Origin of the sequence: Cupriavidus sp. HPC(L) (genome assembly GCF_000307735.3) — a bacterium.
GTDB lineage: Bacteria > Pseudomonadota > Gammaproteobacteria > Burkholderiales > Burkholderiaceae > Cupriavidus.
This window is the reverse complement of record NZ_AMPR02000223.1, coordinates 98,583-117,617: the sequence shown is the minus strand read 5'-3', so window position 1 is coordinate 117,617 and position 19,035 is coordinate 98,583. Positions and strand designations below refer to the sequence as shown.

Sequence of the window (19,035 nt, the reverse complement as noted above, 5' to 3'; positions counted from 1 at the left end):
CGCAGTTCGGGCGGCGGCCCGAGGCCCGCCGCGGCCTCCATCGCCGCGTTGCCCAGGCCGCCATGGCCGCTGACCAGCGCATGGACGCCGTCGGCCACCAGCAGATCGGCATAGGTGTCGAGCGCCGCATCGCAGGTCGCCAGGGCTTCCCGCACGCCGGCGGGCAGCGCCGGTGGCGGCGGATCGCCCGCCTGATGGCGGAACAGCAGCCGCAGCACGCGCGCCCCGTCGCAGCATCGCGTGCCCGCATGCGTGTCGCGCATCGGGTAGTCCTCGCGCAGCTTGCGCACCGTGTCCCAGTCGCCGACGATGCGCTCTACCTCGAGGCCCAGCGCCTCGTAGGGATGCACGCCGAGCCGAACCCGCTCGGCCAGCCGCATGGCCGCACGGACCTTGGCCGAATCGATGGCGATCCGCCAGCGCGCATCGCCGGGATCGCGGACCGCCGCATCGCGCAGCAGCGCGGCCGTCATCGCCTGCGTCTGCGACGGCGCGTGCAGCAGGCCGGCGGCGGTGGGACCGGGCGGCAGGCCATGGCCGGGAGTGGCGGCATCGTAGGGCGCCGGCGCATCGACCCAGCCGTACACGCCGAGCCGCCACGGTGCCCGCGCGTTCTCCAGCTCGCGCAGGCGCGAACTGGCAAGGCCCGTGATCCACGGATCGACGCGGTGGCTGGCCGTGTCCAGCGCGGCCAGCACGCAGCCGAAGACGCCGTCTGGATCATCGGCATAGGCCTGCACCAGCGCCACCAACGCCTCGATGCCGCGCAGGCAACGCTTGGCGACGCGCTGCGCGCCGGCGTCGGGCGAGGCGAACAGATCGTCCAGTTGCGGCTGCGACGGCGTGCCCGGATAACCGCGCCGCACCAGCCTGACCAGCGCATCGGCACCCGCCTGCATCGGCAAGGGGGCGTGCGGGTCGACGGGCTGGCCAGTTTCGATCGACTCACGCGCCTGGCCGACGCTCGCGCGCAGCAGGCACAGCGCTTCGAAGATCAGATGTCCCAGCAGGCCCAGCTTGTGGTCCCAGCGCTGCGGGAAGATCTCGCTGTCGTCCTCCAGCAGCAGGCGCAGCGTTTCCGGATCGTCGCTGTCGGCTTCGGGCGTGCTGGCGGGCACAGGGGCCTGCTCCGAGAGGGCGCCCAGCGGCGAAAGCGGCGTCTTGCGGCCGGCCAGGATCGAGGCCGTGTCGTTTTCCCACGCGCTCGGCTGGAGCGGCGGCATTGCGCGCATCGCCCGGATCGCGTTGACCACGGGCAAGGGCGAAACCAGCCGCACGGCCCAGCGGCGCGTGGGCGTATCCTCGCCCAGCAGTTCGGCGGCCCGCTGCGCGGAGGCGCCCACCACGGTGCCGGGGTAGACCGCGGCATCGGCGGCGGCCGCATCGCGCCACGGGCCGGCCCAATCGCGGATCTGTCCCGCCGTGATGTGTTGGCCGGTCCAGCCGGCGAGTACGGTGGCCGGCAGCAGGCCGTAGGGCTGCGAGCCGATGCGAATCGCCGGATACGCGCCCTGCGGCGCCAGCCACGCCTGCGCCCATTCGGCCAGCAGCGCCTCCTGTTCGCCGGCGCCGACGACATCGCGCAGCGCATGACCCCACAGCACCGGCCATAACGCATGCACGACCAACGGGTCGTATCCGCTTGCGGCAACGTCGCCCCCTTGCAGCTTGATCGGTACCGCATCCGGCCCGGCCAGCGCTTGCATCACGGCGGCCGAGGCGCTGTCCGCGGCTGGCGGCGCATCGTCGATGCCTTCCCATGCGGCCGGATCAGCGCCGGCATTGGATGCGACCTCGGCGGTGGCCTCGCCGTCCACCGTATTGGTCGGCGTGCCGGGCCGCAGCACCGACAGCCGCCCGCTGGCGGCGTGCATCGCGATCAGCGGTTCCGGCGAGACGTCGCCGATGCCAGCGACCACGATGGCGTCGAGCGCGGGCGGCTGCGCGCCGGGGGGAAAGGCGATTTCGATCGCCAGTTCGACGTCCATGGCGACCTCGAACGACGTCCACCACGTTTGCGGCAGCTCGCCGGTGGCGGCAGGGTTTTCGAAGGCGGCCAAGCCCAGTTGTTCGGCGATCCGTTCGCGCTTGGGACGCATCGTGCCTACCAGCGTGGGCGTTGCTGCCTGGCCGGCTTGGCCCACTTGAACGAACCAGACGTGGATCGCGGGCGGCAGACCGAAGGGCTGGTGCGTGTCGGGCCAGGCCGACGGATCGCGCGGCTGCGCCATGCCGCGATCGGTGCTCGGGCTCGGATCGGCCACGATGGCAACAGTCCGTCGCAGCCATAGCGCCCGTTCGACGCCCAGCCGCGCGGCCAGCATGCGCCATTGCATGCCGGCATCGGCGGGGAACTGGCGCAGCACGTCGTCGTAGAGATCGAGCTCGGCCGGCGACGGGGCGATGGGCCGGCGCGCCATCGAGAATTCGTCGGGCCAGACGCGCAGCCGCAGCAGCCAGCCGGGCCGCGCACCGTCCGGCGCGTAGAAGCGCGTCTCGATCCGCAGCGGGGCCAGCACCTCGACGGCGCTCATGCCAGCTCCAGTTTGCCGATCATCACGCGAACCGGCCGGGCGAAGGTTTCGAGGGCGTAGGCGGCGCCATCGGCGACGCTGCCAATGGGCCGGTCCTGATCGTCGTGCCGGCTGTAGAAGCGGTAGCCGGCCGGCGGCTCTTCCAGTACGACCCAATAGTTGGCCAGATCCGCGGGCGCCACGTTGAACGCGAAGAACGCGACGTCGCGGCCGATCCTGCCGGGGAACGTCGGATACTGCTTGCGCGACTCGTCCAGCGGGTCGTCCGGGTCCGGCACGGACCAATCCGCTTCGGCCTTGTACAGATAGACCACCGTGTCGGGATAGCGGCGGAACAGCGGAGTCTTGAACAGCACGACCGCCTCGCTGGCGAGCGGCGTCGGCGTCAGCGCGGCGGCGCCCAGGGCCGCATCGGCGGGCCACTGGCGGATCGGATGGATATCGAACTGGCCGCCGGTGCGCTGCCAGAACTTGCGCAGCGGCGACCAGCGCGGGGCGATCGGGACATTGCGCCAGCGCAGCTCGCCCAGCGCCTGATGATTGGCGCCGGCCAGCACGCCTTCGACGAAGGCGGCATGCGTGGCCAGCCCGACCACGCGGTCCTGTTGCAGGTCGCCGATGCCCGGCAGCATCCAGTCGGGCGCGGCCTCGTTGAGGAACTGCCACAGCGGCAGGTCCAGCTCGGGTTCGATTTCGACGGGGCCGATGTCGTCGATGCCGACAAGGGTGGCCAGCACGCGATCGGCCGCCGGCGGACGCGCGGCGAACGGATTGACGGCGTCCGCAACGCGTTGGCCCAGCGTGTCCAGGTCCACCGGCCGGCAACGCGGGCGGCTCCCCGCGAGCGTGTCGACCCATTGGGCGGTGGCCGGCTCGTCGATCCGCTGTCCGGGTTCCCGCACGGCGCGAATGACCGTATCCGGGTCGACGCGGCCATCGGCATCGGGCGTCAGCGCATCGAGCGCGGCGGCGAGGCGGTTCAGGTCCGTCGTGGTTTCGCTGTCCATCAGCATCCGGAACATGTCATCGGCCTGGCGCTCGTCGTCGAACGCACGCCGCACCGCGTCCTTCTGCAAGGGGGCGGCGTCACCGCGCGGCCGGTGCCAGATCGCATCGGGATCGTCGGGCGGCGCCGGGCAGGCGGCGGCCGCCTCGAGCAGCACGCGATGGGCAATCACGCCATCGCGCGTCAGCACCGAGCGCGCAGGGCCCGGACGCAGCGCGCGCCGCGCGGCCGACGACCAGATCGCCGGCACCATGCCGGGCGTGCGTCCGGTCAACACCGACGACACTGTCTGCTGCGCGCTGACCGGCATGCGGCCCAGCATGGCGCCGAGCACTGCGAGCTTGTCGACGGGGTCGGGCGGCATATGGCGGAACCACAGCGAGCGCGACACCTCGACGCCGAGCGCGACGTTGCCGATGCGCTCGCGTGCGATCGCCAGATCGCCCGCACGCGTGGCGGCGGCCTTGGCGATGCGGTCCTGCCACGCAATGGCGGCCCATGCGCCGAGACCGGCCGCGCCGCGATGGCGCGGATCGGTATGGAGCTGCGCGCTCCATCCGGCCGCGGGGCTGGTGCCCGGCATCGTGAACGGCGCGTGGTAGCGCGGTGCGGTCAGCAGCCAGCGGCCCGGCGGTACCGGCGGCATTGCGGTCAGCGCGGCGGTTTCCGCGGCGAGCCAGGGCGCGAGGGGCTCGCCTGGTGCGCCGACCATGCTGACCCGTTGCAGCGCGCCGCCCATCGGCAGCGCGACCGTCGTGGGCTCGCCGGCGGCGGCGGGGCCTCGCCGCTGGTATCGCAGCTTCGCCCGGCCGAAGTCCTCCTTCAGCTCGCCGTCGACCGGCGTGCGCAGCCGCTTGGCGATGTCCCGGAAATCGCCGCCTTCGCCGGTACGGAAGCCCCAGCTGTCGTAGCAGGTCACGCGCACCGGCTGCCCGGCGGCGACGGGCCATGCATCGCGCAGCGTGCCGTCGGGCTCGACCACATACGCGGGTACCAGGCAGGCGACGTACGCCGTTTGCGCTTCGAGCTTCAGCGGACTCAGGATGCGGCTGTACCAGTCGCCGTCGACCTCGTGCAAATGCGCCCACTGGGGCGACTGATCCAGCCGATGGTCGTCTTGCGCCTGCGCGGACAGCGTAACGCGGCCATCGCCGCCGGGCACGACGTCGGTGGGCAGCCCCACCACCAGTACCAGCCATGGCCGGATGGCGCTGGGCAGCGCGGGATCAGGCGAATACCGCCACGGCAAGTCCAGCGTATCCGGGTGGCTGAATTCGACCAGCGCCCGCTTGGTGTTCTCCGCATCGGACGCGCCGGGCGGCGGGTAGCGCCGGGTGATCGTCCCGGGCGCCAGCCGTTGCACGTCGCCGGGGCCGAACAGCTCGTAGGGGGCGGGTGCGGTGATCGAGCGCGGCGTTCCGCCGGTGACGATCTCTTCGAGCGTCAGCGTGGCGCCGGCCTGCAGGCGTCCCGCGACCACATTGCCGTTGGCGCCGTGGCGCAGCGCGGTGACCCGCCAGGAAAGGAACTTCGCCATGCTCAGACTCCGGACAGGTCGACCGGCGACAGCAGGTCGGCCATCGGCACCGCGCCCCCGGTACTGTTGTGGCGGGCAAAGGCATGCGCGGCGGTGGCGCTGGTGTAGCTCGCGAATTCCGTCGGCGGCACCGTGGTCCACACTTCGCGGGCCGCGTGGATCAGCTGCGCCGTGTTGCCGAGCGCGGGGGGACGATGGCTGGCCGCGACCAGATGCGCGATCGCCCTGAGGTCGGTGCGCTGGGCGATCCATTCGTCCTCGAGCCCGGGCAGGATCACGACCAGGTCGACTTTCCGGTCGTCGTTCTGCGCCGCGCTGTCGTGGGGCGGGCCGCCGCTCAACACCACGCCGGCATCGAGCACGTCGAACGGCGGACGGTTCAGCTGCTCGGCCTCGTTCAGGTTGCAGTAGTGCCCCGGCGCGAAGCGTTCGAGGACCGGCTCGCCCGGCGTCAACACACGCGCGCCCCCGCGTGCAGGCAGCGGCAGGCCGTCCACTCGGTCGATCGGCAGGCCCAGCGGCGCGCGCCGTTGCGACCATTGCAGCGCGCCGGTCGGCGGCACCGCGGCGATGCCCGGGCGCGTGGGGCGCGGGGCCAGCACCACCGCGGGATCGTCGATCGACGCGGCCCGCACATTGCCGGCACGGACGATCTCCTGCTGCAGGATCGTCAGCAGCTCGCCTGGGCTCGCGGCCATGTCGGCCGGGCCGCTGCCCAGCGAGAAGGTCTCGTCCCAGGAGACGTCGAACAGGAAGGTCTCGATGGTCAGCCGGCCGCGGATCACCAGCGGGCCGGGACCGGACACGGTGCCGTCGAGCCGCACGCCGCCGAAGCTGAAGCCCCCGGCGCGCACGTCGAATCCCGCGGACGCATTGGCGACGAAGGCGAACGGGCGGAACTGCACCAGCGCGTCGATCTGCAGGAAGCCATGCGCGGTCAGCCCCATCGAGAACGTGATATCGAACCGCCCGCCCAGCTGGATCGTGTTGGTCGTGAACGCCAGATAGCCTTCGGCGCGGATCGACAGCGGCCCACCCAGCGTTTGCATCGACAGCCCGACGCGGCGCAAGGCCGGCAACTGCGCCGGCTCGGGGTTGAAGCCCGGATAGAAGCCACCGATCGACACCACCGCATACGCCTGGCTGCCCCAGTGCAGCCGCAGCGCGGCATCGCCGTACACCGAGAAGACGCCGAGCACGTGGCTGTCGACCAGGCTGGCGTCGAGCGATATCAGCGCCTGCGCCGGATCGACGATGCCCAGCAGGTCCAGCCGCAACTGCACCAAGCCAGGCACGCCGGGAATGCCGGCACGCGCGACGCCGAGCAGCACGACCTTGCCGCTCGGGACCTCGGCCACCAGGCCGAGATCGAGCGACAGGAAGCTGCCCGCGCCGGCCGATAGCCACGCGAGCCGCAAGGTCGGCGCGACCAGATGGCTGCCGCGGAACGCGGGAAAGAAGCGTTGCAGCGCCTCGATCGCAAGGCTCGGGTTCGCCGGCGGGCGCGTGGCCAGCAGCGTGTCGGCCGCCGCGCCGGACCGCACGGCCAGCGCCAGCGCATCGGTATCGGCGCGACGGTGCACGCCGACCAGGCCGCCGACGCGGTCCAGCGAGAAGCCGAACGACAGCTGGATCGGCGGGACGAACGACACGCCCATCAGTGCCAGAAACGATGGCACGCCGTCGGGCAGGCGCTCGAGCACGGCCGACGCGCTGACCGATACCGCGCCCAGCGGCACGTTCAGCGCGCCGCCAAAGCCGGTCCCCGAAGGCAGGCGCACGATCGCGCCGCCGCCGGGCAGGCCGCCGCCGAACGGCGAGGGCAGCGAGACCGCAATGCCGGACGGTTGCCGGGGTCCGACGGCGAACGGCGGCAACGCGGAGTTGTCCGGCAGCCTGGGCTGCAGTACCAGCGCGGACGAGGACAGCGCCAGCTTCAGCGGGCCGAGCGGCAGTTCGCCATTGAGGCCGTGGGGGCTGTCCCAGTTCAGCGCGCGCACCAGGTCCTGCAGGCCCGGGATATCGGGCAAGCCTTCGAGCAGATACCGGTTCAGATGGGCCGCGAGCCTGTTGCGCGCGGCGGTCCATGCATCGACCGCCGCGGTCCAGGCGGCCGCCGACGGCGCCTGCTGCGCGAACTGGTCCAGCTGCTGTGCGGCGGCCTGCAGCGCATCCAGATCCGCGGAGGGAGCCGCCGGGCCGAGCGTGCGCCGCAGGCTGTGCCCCAATTCCACCGCGTACCGGATGACTTCGCTGCTGGCCATGCGTCGTGCCCTGGCGGACTGCGTCGATCGAGGACCGCCCGATCAGGCCGGGCGAGCAGGCGGTCCGTGCGATCCGGGTGGGGCAGTGCCGCGTGTTGCCGCGCGGCACCCCCGATGCCTCACACGATGGAAGGACAGGGACGTCTTATCTGAGGCGACAGCAACGGGGGACGCAAATGAATTCTGTGCAGGTCTGATACTCGCGCGGTTTTATTCGTATCAGCGCTGAAACAGTGCGAGGGCGCGGGGGTTTTTACGCCGCAGCGATCGAGACCGCGTTACCGGCGAGCCGCGTGCCGCCGCTCACGCCAGATCAACGCGCCATAGACGAGTCCCGCGGCAACGCTGGTCTGCCCGCTGTAATGGACCAGACCGAGCGCCCAGCCGCGGTGCGTGACCAGCAACCACAACGCGAGCAGCAGTCCCAGCCAGCCGGCCGCGCGCAGCAGCCGCGTGCGCGACCGTGGCAACGAAGCGGCAAAGATCGCTTGCTGATGGCGCTCCATCGCGAGCGCCAGCGCGCCGAAGGCGGCCAGGCACAACAGGAAGGCGAGCAGGTCCATCATGCGCCGTCCTCCGACAGCGTGGCGGTGGCCGTGGCGGTGACGGACCCCGCGCGCGTCCTTGGGGCGGGCCTGGCCTGCGGCCGATGGCGCGCGGTGCGCACCGCCAGCATCGCGTGCAGGGCGGCGAAGGCCCAGATCATCAGATCGAAGCCGGCAAACACCCAGTCGCCGTCGGCCAGGCTGCGCCACAGCCCCCGGTCGGTCGTCAGCGCGTTGAGCACGGGCAGCAGCGCGAGCAGCAGGGCGCCCAGCCACAGCAGTTCGATCCAGGCCTTCCTTGCCGGACGCAGCAGCGCGTACAGCAGCGTCGCCGCCCACGCGATGAAGAACAGATGGATCTCCGATGCGGCTCGGGCTGCGAGCTCGGCCGGCAGCAGGCGATTGCCCCACAGCATCGCCGTCATCGCGATCGACAGGCCGGCGATCGCCGCGATATTGAGCCGCTCGACCAGCCAGAAGCCGAAATACGGCCGCTCCGGATTCCGCAGCTTCTGGCGACGCTTGACGGTCCACATCACCAGACCGGTGCCGACCATCGCCGTGCCGGCCAGGCTGACGATGAAGTAGAGCCAGCGCAGTTGAAGATCGCTGAATCGCCCCAGGTGCAGCGCATACATGACGCCGCGCACCTCGGCCGCCGGTCCGACGCTGTCGCGCGCCTCGAGCAGCTTGCCGGTGGTCCCGTTGAACACCAGGTACTGCGGGCTCATCGACACGCGCGCGGCCTCGCCGCGCAACACGGTGACGCGGGCCGAGGCATCGCCGGCATGGGCGATCGTTACGCGGCTGATGTTGTGCTGGCCCCAGCGTGCCTGTGCCTGGCGCACCATGTCGTCGATCGGGGCGAGCTGGGCCGGCACGCCGCTGGGCTTGACGGGCGGCGGGGAGGCATTCATTTGCGCGGTCAGCTGCTGCCGCTCGGCCGGCGTCTTGAATGCCGCCTGCTGGCCCCACGGCATATACATCGCCATCAGCGTCACCAGGCCGGTATAGGTGATCATCAGGTGGAAGGGCAGGCCGAACACCGACAGCGCGTTATGCGCATCGAGCCAGGAGCGCTGGCCCTTGCCCCAGCGGAAGGTAAAGAAGTCGACGAAGATCTTCTTGTGGGTGATTACGCCGCTGACGATCGCCACCAGCATGAACATCGCGCAGAAGCCCGCGAGCCAGCGCCCCCACAGCACCGGCATGTAGTGGAACTGGAAGTGGAAGCGATAGAAGAACTCGCCGCCGTTGGTATCGCGCGCCGCAACCTTCTGGCCGGTGGCCGGATCGAAGGTGCCGCTGTCGAAGGCGCGCTTGCCGGACGGCGCGCCCGGCGTGCGCCAGAACGCGCTGACGACGTTATGCCGGTCCGTGGGCATCTCCATGCCCCACAGCGGGCTGCCGGCGGCCACGGTCCCCAGCGTGTCGGCAACGCGCTGGGCCACCACCGCGGGATCGGGCACCTCGAGCTGATGGGCTAGTTCCGGCCGCATCCACTGCGAGATCTCGTCCTTGAAATAGCTGACCGTCCCGGTCAGGAACATCGCGTACAGAATCCAACCGACCAGCAGTCCGGCCCAGGTATGCAGGTCGGACATGGTCTGGCGGATACCGCGGCCCTGGGCGGCTTTGTTGTTGTGGGCCTTCGCGGTAGACGTCACGATGCACTCCCTACGGCGCCGGCATACCAGGCGGCCAGCAGCAACGGGGCGGCCGCCACCAGCAGGCCGGCCCACGCGCGCCCCGCGCTGCGTACCGCGAACACCCAGATCACGGCGCCCGCGTAGATGGCGAAACTGGCCAGCATGCCGGTCAGCACGGCCTGCGGCTTGCTGATCGGCAGCGCCAGCGCGGCGACGCTGGCCAGCGCCGCCAGCGCATAGCCGCCCAGCACCGCGGCGACGATGCGCGAAACGAGCGAGCCGATCTTCAGGGCTCGGGGCACGGCGGCTTGCATTTAGTGGTTGGCCTTCTTGGTCGGTGCGGGAATGGCGGGCACGGCGGGCAGGCCGTCGGGTTTGACGTAGGTCAGCGTGCTGACATAGTCGACGCGATGGTATCGCTCGGGCCCGCCCTGGCCCTGGCGCTCGCCCGGGGTTTCGTCCTGGTGGCTGACCTCGGCGACATAGACCCCTTGCCACGGCATGTCGAAGGCGACCTTGCCTTGCTCGTCGGTCTGCTTTTCCTTGGCCCATCCCGACTGCGTGACCAGCGCGACCTTGGCCTTGGGCAGCGGCTTGCCGCGGAAAAAGACCTGCAGCTCGCCGGCCTTGCCCGCCGGCACCACGTCCAGCACCAGCTTCGGCGCCTGTGGCGCCAGCTCGGTCACCAGCCGCGCGGCCGGGAAATACCAGCCGGTCAGTTGCTGGTCGCCGCGCTTGAACGGATACAGCGGGTAGTGGGGCGCCTGGGCGACGATCGCGTCGCCGGCCTTGGCCCGGAAGGGCAGGGCATAGCCGTCGCCGGTCTTGACACCGTCGGCAGCCCGCTCTTCCTTGGACGACAGCAGCGCGGCGCTCGGCACACCGAGCTTGTCCAGCGTGCCTGGCGAGACCTCGCGCAGGTTCTCGGCGAACTCGCCGAAGCGGACGCTGGCGTTCTGGCCCGGCGCCTGTTCGATCCAGATCTGGTGCGACTGCGCCGCGGTGGCGAACGCCATCAGCGCGAAGGCAAGCGATGCGGTAGGTTTCATGGAATCGTCCTTGGATAGTCCTGGATAGCCGTTAGAAGTCGAATTGCGCCGACAGCATCAGCGTGCGGGGAGCGGCCACGGTGACATAGGTCCCGCTGGCCAGCCAGTAGTTGTCGTTGAACAGGTTCAGCACATTGGCGCGCAGCACCACCGGCGTGCTGCCGATGCGGGTCCGGTAGCGGGCGCCGATATCGTAGCGGGTATAGCTGGGCAGGCTCAGCGTATTGGCCGCGTTGAAGTACATCGACGAGGTATGCAGCACGCGGCCGGACAGGCTCAGGCCCTGCACCCACGGCGTATCCCAGTCGACGCCCAGGTTGAAGGTGCGCTTGGGCACGTTGTTGGCGTCCTTGCCGTCGTTGACGCCGCCGGCGGTACGGGTCAGCTTGGCGTCGAAGAAGGTCGCGCTGGCCATCAGCCGCAGGCCGCGCATCACTTCGCCGTAGGCCGACAGTTCCAGGCCGCGGTTGCGCTGTTCGCCGTCGAAGCTGTAGATGTTGGTGGCGGGATCGGTGACGGCGCTCGGGCGTTCGATCTGGAACACCGAGACGGTGGTGGTGACGCGGCGGCTCCAGTCGACCTTGACGCCGGCCTCGTACTGCCTGGACTTGTACGGCGCGAAGACCTCGCCCGCGTTCTCGGTGCCGGCCGGCGCGACGCCGCCGCGCGTCAGGCCCGCGGTGTAGTTGCCGTAGACCGACACGTTGGACAGCGGCTTGATCACGATGCCGGCGAGCGGCGAGACCGCGCTGTCGTCGTACTTGCCCGACTGCACGCCAGCCGTGAAATTTTCCAGCGCCACGCGCTGGTGGCGCAGGCCGCCGGTGATCAGCACGCGATCGTCGGCGAAGGACAGCGTATCGGTCAGCGAGAAGCTGGTCAGTTCGGTTTCGGAGGCGCGCTGCGGTTCGTCACGGGTGCCGCGCACCGGCGGAATCGGCACGGGGTTGTAGATGCTGGACGGCACGCCGTCGCTGAGCGGATTCGCCCGATAGAAGTTGCCGGCCTCCTGATCGAGCCGCGTCGCGCTGAACGTAACGGTATGGCCGACGTTCCAGGTTGCAAAGCTTGCGCGCGCGCCGACCTCGGCCGTGCGCGTCTTGCTGTACGCGTCGTACCAGGCGTTGTTGACGGTGAAATTGCCCAGGGCATCGACTCGTCCCGACGGGAAGTCCTGATACGTCGATCCCTCGTGATAGCCCGCCGCGCCCCATACCATCAGGTTAGGCGCGAGGTCGTATTCGACCCGGCTCATCACGGCCGTGTCGTGCAGGTTCAGCTTGGTGCCGGGGTAGAAATTCCGGTGACCGGACGGCGCCTCGGGAATCGACGTGACGCCGGCCAGGAAGCCGATCTGCGGCCGGAAGTTGTCGATGCCCTCGTGCTGGCTGTAGGCATCGAGCGACCAGCGCAGCTTGCGGCCGCGATAGTCCAGCCCGATCGCGCCGACCGTCTGTTCGGCGCGGCCATCGTCCAGCGTCGTCTTGCCGTTCTGGTAGGCGCCGTTGAAGCGCACGCCCCATTCCTTGTTGTCGCCGAAGCGGCGGCCGATGTCGGCCTGCACGCCGGGCTGCGACTTGCTCTGGAAGGTGCCGGTCAGGCGGGTCAGCGGCTCGTCGCCGGCACGCTTGGTGACCACGTTGATCGCGCCGCCGATGCTGCCGTTCGGGCCGATGCCGTACATCAGCGTGCCCGGGCCCTTGAGCACCTCGACGCGCTCCATCATCAGCGCCGGCATCCGGCTCGCGGAGGCCATGCCATAGAGGCCGTTCAAGCCAACGTCGCCGCTTGACACGGTGTAGCCGCGGATCTGGAAGTCCTCGCCGAAGCCGCCGCTCGAGGTCAGCGTGCGCACCGAGGCCTCGCCGACGACCACGTCGGCCAGCGTGCGGGCTTGCGTGTCCTGCAGCATCTCGGCCGTGTAGTTGGTGGTGCTGAACGGCACGTCCATCACGTCGGCCGTGCCCAATACGCCGAGGCCGCCCCCGCGCGCGACCTGGCCGCCCGCATAGGGCGCGGGCAGCCCGCCGTCGTTGGCGGAGGCGACCACGGTGGCCGTCGGCAGCGTCGCGACGCCGTCGCCGGCCTGCGCAGACCGCGGCGCGCCAGTGACGACGTAGGTGCCGTTCGCCTGCTCGACCGCCACCAGCCCCGAACTGGCCAGCAGCGTGTCCAGCCCGCGGCGGACCGTGTAGTCGCCCTTCAGGCCGCCGCTGCTGCGGCCGGCGGTCAGTTCCGGTTTGAACGACAGCATGATGCCGGCCTCGCGGCCGAAGCGGCTGAGCGCGTATTCGAGCGTGCCGGCCGGGATGTCATAGCTGCGGCTGGCCGCGGCCGGCTGTGCATGGGCGATGGCCGGGAGGGACAGCGCCGGCGCGGCAACGGCGGCGCCGAAGGCGATCTGCCGCGCCGCGCGGGCCAGCAGCTTGCGCCGGAATCGGTGAGTGGGCTGGCGCGTCGGCGCCGTGACGTGGACCCGGAGGGAAGCCATGATCTGACCTTTCTGAAGGAGGAGAAGTTGGAGTGCTCACCTCCATGACCCGCGAAAAACCAAAACGGATCAGCTCGCGGCAAATTTTTTTCAGATCTCCGGTAATGGGCTGGCTGGCAATCCTGCGTCGTCCCCGCGAAGACGGGGACCCAGTGGCTTGCCAGGACGCTGGATTCCCGCTTTCGCGGGAATGACGTGGTGGGTTTTCGGGCATCGTCGGCATCGGGTCGCTACGCGGCAGGCTTGGGGGTCAGCCGGATCTCGCGTCTTCCCCACAGCCGTGTCACCACTTCGGTGCGCACATCCAGCGTCGTACCCAACGCGCTCAACACCTTGCCGATGTCGTCGACCGGGAACGAGCCGGACACGCGCAGGCCCGCCAGCGCCGGGTCGCATGACAATGCGTCATTGCTGTAGCGGCCCAGTTCCACCAGGAAATCGTCCAGCCGCATGCTGCGGGCGACGATGAACCCTTCGGCCCACGACGCGCCGGCGGTCTCGGCCGGGGCAGTGGACGTGATGCCGTCCGCGGTGTAGCTGGCGCGATAGCCGGCCGGCAGCACGATCGAGCGGCCATCATTGTCTCTGCCATTGGGGCGGATTTCGACCTTGCCCTCGAAGACGCTGACGTCGGTATCGTCGCCGCGCTGGCGCACGACATAGCGCGTGCCGAGCGCCTGCGCCGTGCCCTGCGCGGTTTCGACGAGGAAGGGCCGGGATGGCGATGCATCGTCCTTCGCCGTGGCGATCAGGATTTCACCGGCCAGCAGCCTGACGCGCCGTTGGACCGCCTCGAATTCGATATCGACCGCGCTGGCGGTGTTCAACCACAGCTGCGTGCCGTCCGGCAGCATCACCACGCGCCGTTCCCCGACCGCGGTGCGATGGTCCGCGGCCCATTGGCGCCACGCTGTTTGGTCACGCGCGCTCCAGGCCAGTCCACCGGCGAACAGCGACAGCGCCAGCACCTTGATCGCGCGCCGGCGCCTGGTCGGTCCTGGGGATCCCGGCGGGGCGAGCGCGGCCCGCGCGAGTTCGGCGGTCACCGGCGAGGACAGCGGCCGCAGCCGGTCCTTGACCGATTCGATCCGCTGCCAGGCCCGTTCGTGATCCGGATGCGCGGCGCGCCAGCGCTGCCAGGCCTCGACGACCTCGTGCGCCACGTCCTCGCCCTGCAGCTCGAGCAGCCATTCCAGCGCGCGCTCGGCCACGTCGGCCGGGATATTGGCCGCGTCGGCGGTGGTCTGGTACCAGGTGGAGGCCAAGGCGGCGATATCCGGGTTGATGCGGTCGTTATCCGACGAACGACAGGTCGGCGAAGAAGCATCGCTGCAGCGCCTTGACGACATAGCGCTTGACCGTCGGAATCGAGATGCCCAGCGCCTGCGCGACCTGGGCGTGCGTCTGCCCGTCGAGCTGGGACAGCAGGAAGGCTTCCTTGACGATCCGCGGCAGCCCGTCGAGCAGGCAATCGAGCTCGAACAGGGTCTCGAGCAGGATCGCCCGTTCCTCCGGCGACAGTTCGGCGCGGCTTGGCGCCTGCGCCAGGGCTTCCAGATAGGCGCGTTCGAGCTTCTCGCGCCGCCAGTGGTTGGACACCAGGCGCTGCGCGACGGTGGTCAGGTAGGCGCGGGGCTCGTCCAGCCGGCTCGGTACGCGGTCGCTGTTCAGCAGCCGCACGAAGGTGTCGTGCGCCAGGTCGCCGGCCTGCTCGGCACTGCCCAGGCGCCGGTGCAGCCAGCCCTTGAGCCATAGATGGTGGTCGCAATACAGCGACTCGATGCTCGTGGGTGGCAGGCAGACCGGCGTAGACATGTTCCAGCAGGGGGTTCCGCTCGACTGCCGCTCCGGCGGGTCGGAAGTGGGCAAGGCGCAACGGAGGGCGGAATGAAAAAGGGAGGTGATGAAAACAGGATGATGTAAATAGTAATCATTATTAATAACAGAGTTAAACGAAATCTGTCAAGGCAGCATCGGGGCCAGCCGCAAGGAGGGCGTGCGCATCGTCCGCCGTCCGCCCGTTGCCACATTTCTGCCATGCCGCCGCCATAGTCCGCCGCGACAATCTTCGGCTTCTCCCCCAGCAAAGGAGCAGACCCGTGTCCTCACTCCAATCCAGGTTGACCAGGCTGGCGGCCCTGGCGACGGTTGCCGTGCTGGCTGCCTGCGGTTCCGATGACGACGGCGCGGGCAATCCCGGTCCGGGCTCGCCGCCGCCGGCCGCGGTCGCGCCGGGCACCCGGGCCACGCTGGCCTTGCTGGAGACCGCCGATCTGCACAGCAACGTGCGCAGCTACGACTATTTCAAGCTGGCCGAAGACCAGACCATGGGCTTCGAGCGCGTCTCGACGCTGATCAAGCAGGCGCGCGCCGAATTCCCCAACACGATGCTGCTGGACAACGGCGACACGATCCAGGGCACCGCACTGGCCGATTACCAGGCGCAGGTCAGCCCGCTGTCGTGCGGCGATACGCTGGCGATGTACAAGGTGATGAACGCAGCCAGGTTCGATGGCGGCGGCATCGGCAATCACGAGTTCAACTACGGCTTGCCGTTCCTGAACCAGGTCACCGGCAACCGCTTCAACGTCGACGGGCTGCCCGAGCCGGCGGCGCAGACCGCTTGCGCCGGCCCGACGTTTCCGCAGGTGCTGGCCAACGTCTACAGCGTCAAGTCGAAGGGGCCGCTGTTCCAGCCCTACACGATCATCACGCGGCAGTTGAGCGCCACGGCGCCCGACGGCAAGGCCGTGACGGTGCCCGTCAAGGTCGGCATCATCGGCTTCGCGCCGCCGGCGATCATGACCTGGGACAAGCGCTGGCTCGACGGCAAGGTCTACACGGTCGGCGCCAGGGAAGCCGCCGAGCAATACATCCCGGAAATGCGCGCCAAGGGCGCCGACCTGGTGGTGGTGATCTCGCATGGCGGCCTCGATGCGTCGACGTATTCGCCCAACATGGAGAACGCGAGCTGGCATCTGTCCAAGGTGCCCGGCGTCGATGCGATGCTGATCGGGCATTCGCACCAGATCTTCCCCGACGCCAACAGCACCGTGGCGCAATTCAACCTGCCGGGCGTCGACAAGGCCAAGGGGCTGGTCAACGGCGTGCCGACGGTAATGGCGAACTACTGGGGCAAGCACCTTGGCGTGATCAAGCTCGAACTGGCCCATGACGGCACGCGCTGGACGGTCGACAAGAACGCGACCACGGTGCAGGCGCGCTCGATCCAGAAGGCCGACAAGAGCTATGTCGAGGCCGACCCCGAGGTCGCCGCCGCGATCGAAGCCGAGCACCAGGCCACCATCGCCTACGTGAAGACGCCGATCGGCACCACCGACTACCGGATGAACAGCTACTTTGCTGACGTTGGGGATCCGGGCGCGATCCAGATCGTCAACCAGGCGCAGGCCGCCTACGTCAAGGACTACATCGCCGCCAACCTGCCGGAGCTGGCATCGCTGCCGGTGCTGTCGGTGTCGGCGCCGTTCAAGAGCGGTTTCGGCGGGGGCAGCGACTACACCGACGTGCAGGCCGGCAACCTGGCCATCAACAACGCCGCCGATCTCTACCTGTATCCGAACACGGTCTACGCGGTGAAGGTCAACGGCGACGAGTTGAAGGCCTGGCTCGAGACCGCGGCGCGCCGCTTCAACCAGATCAGCACCACGGCCACCACCGAGCAGAAGCTGATCAGCAGCTTTCCGGGCTACAACTTCGATATGTTCACCAGCGCGGACCTGAGCTACGAGATCGACGTAACGCAGCCGGTCGGCAGCCGCATCCGCAATCTCAGCTACCTCGGGGCGCCGGTGACCGCCAGCCAGCAGTTCATCGTCGCCACCAACAACTACCGCGCCAGCGGCGCCGGCAACTTCCCGGGGCTGGACGGCAGCAAGACCGTCTACGCCTCGCCCGATGCGAACCGCGACGTGCTGATTGCCTACATCAAGAAGATCGGCACCATCACCCGTGCCGCCAACGGCTCGGCACGCAGCTGGCGTTTCACCAAGGTCGCGACCGCGGGCAAGGTGGTGTTCAGTTCCGCGCCGGGGCAGCTGCCGCAGGCGCAGGCCGCCGGTCTCACCAACATCACGCTGGAGAGCGCCGACGACGGCTCCGGCAAGAACCTGGCGAAATATGCGATCGACCTCGACAGCTGAGTGGCCGGGCGGCGGCAAGCGCTTCGCGTGGCGCCGGCTGCGTCCGTTGCCGGTCATCGGCACGATGGCGGTATTGCTGGCCGCTGCATGCGTCGCCGGTGCGGCGCTTTGGCGCCACCATGCCGCGCACCACGACGACGCGCGCCGGATGCAGCTGGCGCAATGGCAGACCTTGGCCACGGCGGCCGGCGACGTTGACGCGCTGGCCGCGCTGTGTGCCGCGGCCGAGCGCGGCGAGACCGCCGCGCAGACCGCGCTGGGCGAAGCGCTGGGGTCGCGGCCAAATGCCGCCGAGCGAGAACAGGCACGCCAGTGGCTGCTGCGCGCGGCGGCGACGGGCGACGCGCGTGCCAATTTCGTGCTCGGCAAGGCCGCGTTCCTTGGCGGTGCTGGCGGCGACGGCGGCGCGGCGATAAACGGCAAGCCCGACCATCCGGCGGCCTGGCGGCATCTGCGCGCCGCGGCAGAGGCGGGCCATGTCGGCGCGGCCTACTACCTCGGCCTGCTCCATCGCGGCGGTTACGGCGCCGAGCCGAACCCCGGGGAAGCGGCGCGCTGGTTCACGGTGGCGGCCGAGGGCGGAGTGGCGCAGGCGATGTTCATGCTGGCCAACGCCTATCGCGAGGGCAGCGGGGTAGCGCGCGACGACGCCAAGGCCGTGGCCTGGTACGAAGCTGCCGCGGAGCGCGATCATCCGGAATCGATCCAGGCACTGGCCATCGCCTACCGCCATGGCGAGCTGGGCCTCGATCCCGACGAGCGCAACTTCCGCTTCCACCTGGTCGAGACGGCGCACGCGCTGAAGCATCCGGCCCTCGAGCCCTGAAATCGCCCCGGATTGAACATCTGCCCAGTCGATCGGGTTCGCCGCCCCCGCCGCGCGACTAGGCTGGGCTGGCCGGCGGCTTGCTGGTGCCCTTGAGCAGTGTCCGGGAGAGCGCCAGGATATTGGCCTCGGCCGCATCCTTGCGCCAGATCAGCCGGGTCACCATGCGGCCTGATTTGGCGGGCAGCGGATGCAGGCTCAGCCGGGCTCGCTCGCTGTAGATGCCGACGATGCTGCGCGGTACCAGCGCAACGCCCATGCCGACCGCCACGCAGCCCAGGATCAGGTGATAGGAGCCGACTTCGACGACGCGCCGCGGCCGCGTCCGCGAGCGGGCGAACCAGTCCTCGAGGCAGCGGCGATGCGGACAGCCCCGCGGAAAGGCCAGGATCGTCTTCGAGGGGATGTCCTTGGGCGAGGCGATCGGCGGATGGCCGGCGCCGGCCACGATGACCAGTTCTTCCTCGTAGATCGGCATCGCGTTCAAGCGCTTGTCGGAGACCGGGTCGGTGGTCAGTGCCGCATCGAGCCGGCCATCGATGACCAGTTGCGCCAGCTCGGCCGGATCGCCCGACGACAGCTCCAGCGCGACGTCCGGATACATCTCGTGGAACAGGCCCAGCGGCGCAGGCAGGCGAACCGCCGCCGTGCTCTCCATCGCGCCGAGCCGCAGCGTGCCGCTGGGCCTGTCGTTGCGGGTGGCCTCAGCCGCTTCGTCGGCCAGATCGAGCAGCCGTTCCGCATAGTCCATCAGCACCTTGCCCGCCGGCGACAGCGCCAGCTTGCGTCCGTCGCGATGGAACAGCGTCACGCCGAGCTTGTCTTCCAGCTGCTGGATGCGGACGGTGATGCTCGATTGCGCACGATGCAGAGATTCCGCGGCCTTGTTGATACCGCCGGCCTGCACGACGGCGGCGAAGGTCTTCAGGTCCGACAACTCCAGCATATCGATTTCTCCGAATGATCCGTTC

13 protein-coding genes are annotated in these 19,035 nt (G+C 69.7%); 2 read left to right on the top strand and 11 right to left on the bottom strand.

Annotation, left to right across the window (positions count from 1 at the left end; translation table 11 throughout):
* The 10 genes from B551_RS13915 to B551_RS13870 all read right to left on the bottom strand — a co-directional run.
* A partial coding sequence (locus B551_RS13915; protein WP_023264336.1) for a hypothetical protein occupies positions 1–2,534 on the bottom strand: 2,534 nt, incomplete at its 3' end.
* Positions 2,531–5,077 carry a hypothetical protein gene (locus tag B551_RS13910; protein ID WP_023264335.1) on the bottom strand — a complete coding sequence of 849 codons (2,547 nt, stop codon included), beginning with the start codon at positions 5,075–5,077 and terminating at the stop codon, positions 2,531–2,533. The genes B551_RS13915 and B551_RS13910, both read right to left, overlap by 4 nt.
* A gap of 2 nt (positions 5,078–5,079) precedes the next feature.
* Positions 5,080–7,341: a DUF6603 domain-containing protein gene (locus B551_RS13905; protein ID WP_023264334.1), complete on the bottom strand. Its 2,262-nt coding sequence runs from the start codon at positions 7,339–7,341 to the stop codon at positions 5,080–5,082.
* A gap of 278 nt (positions 7,342–7,619) precedes the next feature.
* The gene (locus tag B551_RS13900) at positions 7,620–7,907 is read right to left on the bottom strand and encodes a DUF3325 family protein (protein WP_006579432.1); all 288 of its coding nucleotides are present in this window, start codon (positions 7,905–7,907) and stop codon (positions 7,620–7,622) included.
* Entirely contained in the window at positions 7,904–9,490 is a 1,587-nt protein-coding gene (locus tag B551_RS13895) for a PepSY domain-containing protein (protein WP_052511370.1), read from the bottom strand. The genes B551_RS13900 and B551_RS13895 overlap by 4 nt, the downstream gene beginning before the upstream one ends.
* A gap of 59 nt (positions 9,491–9,549) precedes the next feature.
* The gene (locus B551_RS13890; protein WP_006578879.1) at positions 9,550–9,849 is read right to left on the bottom strand and encodes a DUF3649 domain-containing protein; all 300 of its coding nucleotides are present in this window, start codon (positions 9,847–9,849) and stop codon (positions 9,550–9,552) included.
* On the bottom strand, positions 9,850–10,584 hold the full coding sequence (locus B551_RS13885) for a DUF4198 domain-containing protein (RefSeq protein WP_006578878.1): 735 nt from the start codon (positions 10,582–10,584) through the stop codon (positions 9,850–9,852).
* A 31-nt stretch (positions 10,585–10,615) separates the two neighbouring features.
* Complete coding sequence (locus tag B551_RS13880) at positions 10,616–13,075, bottom strand: TonB-dependent receptor (RefSeq protein WP_023264331.1); 2,460 nt, start codon at positions 13,073–13,075, stop codon at positions 10,616–10,618.
* Positions 13,076–13,305: 230 nt separating this feature from the next.
* Positions 13,306–14,340, bottom strand: coding sequence for a FecR domain-containing protein (locus B551_RS13875; protein WP_006578505.1), 1,035 nt, complete (start codon positions 14,338–14,340; stop codon positions 13,306–13,308).
* A gap of 28 nt (positions 14,341–14,368) precedes the next feature.
* Positions 14,369–14,890, bottom strand: a complete 522-nt coding sequence (locus B551_RS13870) for a sigma-70 family RNA polymerase sigma factor (protein WP_006578504.1) — start codon at positions 14,888–14,890, stop codon at positions 14,369–14,371.
* Positions 14,891–15,174: 284 nt separating this feature from the next.
* Between B551_RS13870 and B551_RS13865 the strand changes: the two genes are divergently transcribed.
* On the top strand, positions 15,175–17,238 hold the full coding sequence (locus tag B551_RS13865) for a bifunctional 2',3'-cyclic-nucleotide 2'-phosphodiesterase/3'-nucleotidase (RefSeq protein ID WP_043439558.1): 2,064 nt from the start codon (positions 15,175–15,177) through the stop codon (positions 17,236–17,238).
* A complete protein-coding gene (locus B551_RS13860; protein WP_043439556.1) occupies positions 17,216–18,064 on the top strand; it encodes a tetratricopeptide repeat protein in 849 nt (282 codons plus the stop codon). The genes B551_RS13865 and B551_RS13860 overlap by 23 nt, the downstream gene beginning before the upstream one ends.
* Before the next feature lie 58 nt (positions 18,065–18,122).
* Here B551_RS13860 and B551_RS13855 read toward each other — a convergent pair whose 3' ends face one another.
* Positions 18,123–19,010: a LysR family transcriptional regulator gene (locus tag B551_RS13855; protein WP_006577531.1), complete on the bottom strand. Its 888-nt coding sequence runs from the start codon at positions 19,008–19,010 to the stop codon at positions 18,123–18,125.
* Positions 19,011–19,035 lie beyond the last annotated feature (25 nt).

What these genes read in the sequence shown, in the direction of transcription:
- B551_RS13900 (WP_006579432.1), bottom strand. Translation starts at nt 7,907, where the DNA reads ATGATGGACCTGCTCGCCTTCCTGTTGTGCCTGGCCGCCTTCGGCGCG.
- B551_RS13890 (WP_006578879.1), bottom strand. Translation starts at nt 9,849, where the DNA reads ATGCAAGCCGCCGTGCCCCGAGCCCTGAAGATCGGCTCGCTCGTTTCG.
- B551_RS13885 (WP_006578878.1), bottom strand. Translation starts at nt 10,584, where the DNA reads ATGAAACCTACCGCATCGCTTGCCTTCGCGCTGATGGCGTTCGCCACC.
- B551_RS13910 (WP_023264335.1), bottom strand. Translation starts at nt 5,077, where the DNA reads ATGGCGAAGTTCCTTTCCTGGCGGGTCACCGCGCTGCGCCACGGCGCC.
- B551_RS13860 (WP_043439556.1), top strand. Translation starts at nt 17,216, where the DNA reads ATGCGATCGACCTCGACAGCTGAGTGGCCGGGCGGCGGCAAGCGCTTC.
- B551_RS13880 (WP_023264331.1), bottom strand. Translation starts at nt 13,075, where the DNA reads ATGGCTTCCCTCCGGGTCCACGTCACGGCGCCGACGCGCCAGCCCACT.
- B551_RS13895 (WP_052511370.1), bottom strand. Translation starts at nt 9,490, where the DNA reads ATGTCCGACCTGCATACCTGGGCCGGACTGCTGGTCGGTTGGATTCTG.
- B551_RS13855 (WP_006577531.1), bottom strand. Translation starts at nt 19,010, where the DNA reads ATGCTGGAGTTGTCGGACCTGAAGACCTTCGCCGCCGTCGTGCAGGCC.
- B551_RS13905 (WP_023264334.1), bottom strand. Translation starts at nt 7,341, where the DNA reads ATGGCCAGCAGCGAAGTCATCCGGTACGCGGTGGAATTGGGGCACAGC.
- B551_RS13870 (WP_006578504.1), bottom strand. Translation starts at nt 14,890, where the DNA reads ATGTCTACGCCGGTCTGCCTGCCACCCACGAGCATCGAGTCGCTGTAT.